Source organism: Streptomyces aureus (assembly GCF_001418135.1).
GTDB lineage: Bacteria > Actinomycetota > Actinomycetes > Streptomycetales > Streptomycetaceae > Streptomyces > Streptomyces aureus_A.
In genome coordinates this window covers 1-7023 of the sequence record NZ_LIPQ01000605.1, presented here as the reverse complement: position 1 = coordinate 7023, position 7023 = coordinate 1, and the positions used below count along the sequence as shown (strand labels likewise).

Genomic DNA, 7023 nt, shown 5'->3' with positions numbered 1-7023 from the left:
CCGCCCCGGCCTCACCGCCGAACGGGTCGGCGACGAACCGTTCGGCGGTGAGGCCGGGGCGGTCGTGGTAGGCGCGGGCCAGCTGGACACCGGCGAGGTGGAGCTCTCCGGGCACGCCGTCCGGGACCGGGCGCAGGAACGGGTCCAGGACGTGGAGCCGGGTGTTCCAGACGGGCCGGCCGATCGGAACGGCCGGCTCGGTGCCTCCCTCGTAGGGGAAGAAGGTGACGTCGACGGCCGCCTCGGTGGGGCCGTACAGATTGTGCAGCGGTACGGGTGTGCGCCCGGCGCGGGAGGTCAGCTCCCACCAGCGGCGGGCGTCGGCTCCGGTGAGTGCCTCGCCGCTGCAGAACACCCGCCGCAGGCTCGCCGCCCAGTCAGGGGCGTCCGGGGCCGACTCCATGACCTGGACGAACGCGGCCAGCATCGACGGTACGAAGTGCGTGGTGGTGACGGCCCGTTCGGCGATGAGACGGGCCAGGTACTCGGGGTCGCGGTGGCCGTCCGGGCGGGCGAGGACGACGGTCGCGCCCTCGGTCAGCGCCCAGAAGAACTCCCAGACCGACACGTCGAAGCTGGACGGGGTCTTCTGGAGGACCCGGTCGTCGGAGGTGAGCCCGTACGCGCCCTGCATCCAGGCGAGCCGGTTGACGATGGCGCGGTGGGTGACGGCGACGCCCTTGGGGCGGCCGGTGGAGCCGGAGGTGTAGATGAGGTAGGCGGGGTGGTCGGGGCCGGCGGCCCGTCCGGGCTCGGTGTCCCCGGGGGCGTGGGCATCCTCCCCCTCGGGCACCGCGCCGACGTCCACGTGTTCGAGGTCCGGTACGGCGGGCAGCTGGCCGGCGGCCTCCGCGGTGGTCACGACGAGCCGCGCGCCCGAGTCGGCGAGCATGAACGCCACCCGGTCGGCGGGGTAGTCGAGGTCGACGGGCAGATAGGCGGCGCCCGCCTTGAGGACGCCGAGCAGCGCGACCATCAGCTCGGCCGAGCGCGGGACGGCGACGGCCACGTACCGCTCGGGGCCCGCGCCCCGCTCCCGGAGTCGCCGGGCCAGGGCCTCGGCCCGCCGGTCGAGTTCGGCGTAGCTGAGGGTGGTGTCGTCGAAGACGACGGCCGGGGCGTGCGGGGTACGGGCCACCCGGTCGGAGAAGAGCGAGGTGAGCGTCGCTTCGGGGACGGGGTGGGCGGTGGCGTTGAGCTCCGTGAGGTGCGCGCGCTCGCGGCCGGACAGCAGGTCGGTCCGGGCGACGAGACGGTCGGGCTCGGCCACCACGGTCCGCAGCAGGGCGGTGAACCGGTTGGCGAGGACGGCCACGGCCACCTGGTCGAGCCGGGCGGCGTGGTGCTTGAACCGCAGCAGCAGGCCGTCGGCGGCGGGTTCGACGACGAGCGCGAGCGGGTAGTGCACGGCGTCGAACACCTCGGCGCCGGTGACGAGCGGCTCTCCGCCGTCCCGCCCCGCTTCGCCGCCGGGGTAGTTCTCGAACACCACGAGGGTGTCGAAGAGTTCGCCGCCGCCCGCGGTTCGCTGGATGTCGGCGAGCCCCAGGTGCTGGTGGTCGAGGAGGGCCGTGTGCTCGTCCTGGACGCGGCGGAGCAGCTCGGTCAGCGTCTCCTCGGGGCGGAGGGTCACCCGGGCGGGGACGGTGTTGATGAACAGGCCGACGGCGGAGTCCAGGCCCGCGACCTCGGTGGTGCGCCCGGAGACGGTGGTGCCGAAGACGACGTCCCGGCCGCCGGTGAGGGCGCCGAGCAGCAGCCCCCACACGCCGTGGAAGACGCTGCTCAGGGTCAGGCCGCGGGTCCTCGCGTAGGCGGTCAGCGCTTCGGTGAGGTCGCGGGGCAGGCGTGTGTCGACGTGCTCGGGGCGGGCCGGCCCTTCCGCCTCGTCTCCCGGGGCGGTGAGCGCGGGGAGGCGTGTCGGTCCGTCGAGGCCGGCGAGCGCCTGCCGCCACGCCTCGCGTGCGGCGTCGCGGTCACGGCCGGCGAGCCAGGAGAGGTACGGCTCCGGGGGCACGGGCTCCGGCAGCGCGGCGCCCCGGTAGGCGTCGGTCAGTTCCCGCAGCAGGACGGCGACCGACCATCCGTCGGCGACGATGTGGTGGAGGGTCAGGAGGAGCCGGTGGCGCCGGCCGTCCTTGACGAGGGTGGCGCGCAGCAGCGGCGGCCGGTCGAGGGCGAACCGTTCGGCGCGGTCGGCGCGGAGGATGTCGTCCAGGCCGGTGCCGGCGGTGTCGGCCTCGCGCCACGGGAGGGTCGCGTGGTCGGCGAGCCGCTGGACGACCTCGCCGCCGGGGAGCTGCCGGAACGAGGCCCGCAGCAGCGGGTGCCGGTCGAGCAGCAGCTGGAGGGCGCGGCGGAGCCGGTCGGGGTCGACGGGCCCGGCGAGGTCGAGGACTTCCTGGACGAAGTAGAGGTCGGCGGCCTGGTGGTCGAACTCCGCGTGGAAGAAGAAACCTTCCTGGAGCGGGGAGACCGGGAGCGCGTCCGGATCGAGCTCCACCCGCGGCCGCTGCGGCGCGGCGCCGGTCTCTCCGGCGGTGCGGGCGAGCGCGGCCACGGTCCGGCCGCGGAACACCTCGCGCGGGGTGATCGCGAGCCCGGCCTCGCGGGCGCGGTTCACCAGCTGGATGGCGACGATGCTGTCGCCGCCGAGTTCGAAGAAGCTGTCGTGGACGCCGACCGACGGCAGACCGAGGACATCGGCGAACAGCGCGGCGAGCGCGGCCTCGGCGGGGGTGCTCGGGGTGTCGGTGCCGGTCAGGGAGGTCCAGCGGGGCTCGGGCAGGGCCTTGGCGTCGAGCTTGCCGTTGGGGGTCAGCGGCAGCGGGCCGTCGAGGACGACGACGGCGGTCGGCACCATGTAGTCGGGCAGGGCGTCGGTCACGCGGGCGCGTGCGGCGGTCACGGCCGCCTCGCCGCCCTCGTCCGCCGCTCCCTCCGGAACCAGGTACGCGACCAGCCGCTTCGCTCCCCGGTGGTCCTCGCGGGCCAGTACGGCGGCCTGGGCGATGCCCTCGCAGGCCATGAAGGCGCTCTCGATCTCGCCCGGCTCCACACGGTGGCCGCGGATCTTGATCTGGCCGTCGGCGCGGCCGAGGAACTCCAGGTTGCCGTCGGCGCCCCAGCGGACCCGGTCGCCCGTGCGGTACATGCGGGTGCCGGGGGGCCCGTACGGATCGGCGACGAACCGCTCCGAGGTCAGCGCGTGGCGGCCCAGGTAACCGCGTGCGAGGCCGCGCCCGGAGACGTACAGCTCGCCCTCCGCGCCGACGGGGACGGGCCGGAGCGCCGTGTCGAGGACGTACGCGCGCGTGTTGGGGTCCGGCCGGCCGATCGGCGCGGGTCCCGGGCGGTCGGGGTCGGCGAGCCAGAGCGTGGAGTTGACGGTGGCCTCGGTGAGTCCGTACGCGACGACGACCCGGAGCCGGCCGTCCCAGCGGGCGATCAGTTCGCTGGGGACCGCCTCGGTGCCGACGACGAGGACGGCGCCCTGCGGGAGTGCGCACTCCTGCGGCAGCGCGGAGACGAGCGAGGGCGGCAGGATCATGTGGGTGGCGCGGTGGCGGGCGATGTACTCGGTGAGCGCGGGGCCCGCGACGCGGCGCTCGGCGGGGACGACGATGATCCGTCCGCCGACGCACAGCGACATGATCAGGTCCCAGACCGTCACGTCGAAGCCGACGGAGGCGAACTGGACGACCCGGCTCTCGGAGGTGATGCCGATCCGGTCGGTGGCGGTGGCGATGAGGCTGCCGACGCCGTCGTGCGAGACGACGACGCCCTTGGGGCGGCCCGTCGAGCCGGAGGTGTAGATGACGTACGCCGCCTGGTCGAGGGCGACCGCAGATCCGTGGGCGGGGCCGGTCGCGGCGGCGAGGGCGGCCTCGGTGGCCGGGTCGTCGAGCAGCAGACGGATGACTCCCGCCGCCTCCGGGAGGTCCCCCGCGAGGTCGCGCACGGTGACGACGGTGCGGGCCCCGGCGTCGGACAGCATGTAGGCGATGCGGTCCTGCGGGTGGTCCGCGTCCAGCGGCAGATAGGCGGCGCCGGCCTTCATCACGGCGAGCAGGGCCACCACGAGCTCCGGTGAACGGGGCAGGGCCACGCCCACCACGTCCTCGGCGCCGACGCCCCGGGAGCGGAGGAGCCGGGCGAGCCGGTCGGCGGCGTCGTCGAGTGCGGCGTACGTCAGCTCCCGGTCCTCGCAGACGAGTGCGACGGCGTCGGGGCTCCGGCGGACCTGCCGTTCGAACGCGGCGGGCCAGGAGAGCTCCGGGACCTCGCGGGGGGAGACGCCGAACTCGTCGAGGAGGAGGGCTCGTTCGGCGTCGGAGGTGAGTTCGATGCGGCCGACGGGGCGGTCCAGGTCGTCGGCGAAGGCGTCGAGGAGGGCGAGGAAGCGGCGCTCGTGGCCGGCGAGGGTGGCCGCGTCGCAGACGTCGGCGTCCACGTCGAGGTGGACGGTGTATCCGTGGCCGTCCGTGCCCTCGGCGAAGCTGAACGCCAGGTCGCTGACCGGGCCGAGCCATTCGGGGCGGAGTTCGGCCCGGTGGTCGGCGAAGCGGAGGTCCTCGGAGCGGGGCAGGATGTTGACGGTCGGGCCGACGAGCTCCGGTACGCCGTCGACGAGGCCGAGTTCCCTGGCCAGGTCCTCGGCGCGGTAGCGCCCGTGGGCGACGGCGTCGGCGACGGTCTCGCGCACCTGGGCGACGAGGGCGGCGCCGGTCGTGCCGGGGTGGACGGCGAGGCGCAGCGGGACGATGTTGGACACCATGCCGGGGACGGTCGCGAAGACCTCGTCCTCGCGGGCGGCGACCGGCAGGCCGAGGACGAGGTCCTGTTCGCCGCCGGCACGGTGCAGATGGGCGGCGACGGCCGCGAGCAGGATCCGGGAGGGTCGTACGCCCGCGGTCCGGGCGGCGGCGTTCAGCCGCTCGACGGTCTCGGGGGACAGCTCGGTGGTCCGCCGCAGCCGCCGGGTCATGGGGGTGGCGGCCCGGTCGACGAGCCGGACGGGTTCGGTCCGGCCCGCCATCCGCTCCAGCCACCAGACGCGGTCGGCGGCGTGCCGGTCGGAGGCACGGTACGCGCGGTCGGCGGCGACGAGCCGGGAGAGCGACCAGTCGCGGGGGTCGGACGCCTCGTCCGCCGAGCTGTACAGCTCGCCGGCCCGCCGGGTGATGAGCGCGACGCCCATCCCGTCCACGACGATGTGGTGGTAGCGCTGGCACCACAGGACGCGGTCGTCGGCGAGCCGCAGCAGGACGTGGCCGAAGAGCGGGTCGAGCGCGAGGTTGACGGGCCTGTCGCGGTCGTCGGCCACCCACGCGGCGGCGGCCTCGTCGGGGTCGACGGCGTCGCGCAGGTCGACGACGGTGACGTCGACGGGAAGGGTGAGGGTACGGGGCGTCTGGCGCGGCCCGTCGTCTCCGGGGGTGACCCGTACGTGCAGGCACTCGGCCTCTTCGACGGCCTGGCGGACTGCGGCGGCGAGGCGGTCGAGGTCGATGGCACCGCGGAGGTGCAGCGCGAAGACGATGTTGTAGGCGGAGCTGTCCGGTTCGATCTGCTGGGCCAGCCAGATGCCGGATTGCCCGCCGGTGACGGGGAGGCCGGAGGGGGTGTTCCGGTCCGACGACTCGACGTCAAACATCGTACGAAGTGGCCTTTCCCTGGGGGTGCGTGGCAGACGGTGACGGCACAAGCGCCGACGGCGTGGCGAGAGTTCCGCCACGCCGTCGGTCGGGTCGGCTGCCGGCTGGTGGCACGTCAGCCGGAGTGCGTCAGCTGGTGTGCGTCACTTGACGGCCGCGAGGAGCGGCTCGATCTGGTCGATGGCGTACGGGATCGACAGAACGGTGTTGAAGGAGAACGCGGCGCCGATGTCGGGGTCCTGGTACGGCACGAACAGGTCGCGCTTCTCCTGGTTGACCTTCAGCTTCTTGTAGAGCGGCTCGGCCTTGATCCGGTCGTTGGCCTCGGTGCTGGAGGTGACCCAGACGAGCCGGTCGACGTCGAGGACGTCGAGCTTCTCCGCGCTGAGCTCGGCGACGTTGAAGCCCGGCTTGGACAGCGTGTCGATCTCCGGCTTGAGCTTGAATCCAAGCTCCTGGAAGAAGATCGACTTGGGGTCGATCTTCGTGAACGCCGAGTACTTGCCGGCCTCGAAGCTGTCGGCGACGGCGAGCGTCTTGGTGGCCCACTCGGGGTGCTTCTCGCGGGCGGCCTTGAATCGGGCGTCGATGTCCGAGATCAGCTTGGCGGCCTCGGCGTCCTTGCCCAGCGACTTGCCGATCTGCTGGGTCATCAGCTGCCAGGGGGCACCGTAGTCCGGGTGGTCCTTGGGCTGGGCGACGACCTTGGTGAACTTGGAGAGCGTGTCGTACTGCTCCTTCTTCATCCCCGAGTACTGGGCGATCACGAGGTCGGGCTTCAGGGCCGCGATCTTCTCGATGTTGTACTCGTCGCGCTCACCGACGATCTGCGGGGTGTTCGCGCCCCACTTGTCCTTGGTCCAGGGCCACTTGCCGTACGGCTTCTCCTTGAACCAGTCGACCGAGCCTGCCGGCGTGACGCCGAGCGCGAGCACCGCGTCCTGGTCGGAGAGGCCGAGGGTGACGATCGTCCTCGGCTCCTTGTCGATGGTCGTGGAGCCGTACTTGTGCTCGACCGTGACGGGGAACGCCGCGGGCTTGGCTCCCCCGTCGGCGGTGGCCGAAGTGGCGGAGGGGGACGGCGAGTCGGACTTCTCGGCCCCGCCGCCACAGGCGGAGAGGGCGAGGGCCGCCACGGCGAGAACGGCTACGCGGGGAGCGGATCTGGCGAACCGCGCCAGAGCGGGACGTGCACCAGCGGACACGGACGTTCCTTTCGGGGATTCACAGTGCTGCCACGCCCGCCGGGGCACGGGAGACCGGGCGGCGGGATTGGCGATCGGCGCGTGGGGGGTGGAGCCAGGTGACGCCAGGGGGGTGTCTGTCGATCAGGCCGGATCGGGCCGCGAGCCCGGCATGATCGGCA

1 protein-coding gene and 1 pseudogene are annotated in these 7023 nt (G+C 73.6%); both read right to left on the bottom strand.

The features are described 5' to 3' along the window. Positions 1–5656 (bottom strand): annotated as a pseudogene (locus tag AOK00_RS34865) (amino acid adenylation domain-containing protein); the annotation flags it as partial. A gap of 144 nt (positions 5657–5800) precedes the next feature. After that, positions 5801–6862, bottom strand: a complete 1062-nt coding sequence (locus AOK00_RS34860; RefSeq protein ID WP_055604132.1) for an iron-siderophore ABC transporter substrate-binding protein — start codon at positions 6860–6862, stop codon at positions 5801–5803. Positions 6863–7023 lie beyond the last annotated feature (161 nt).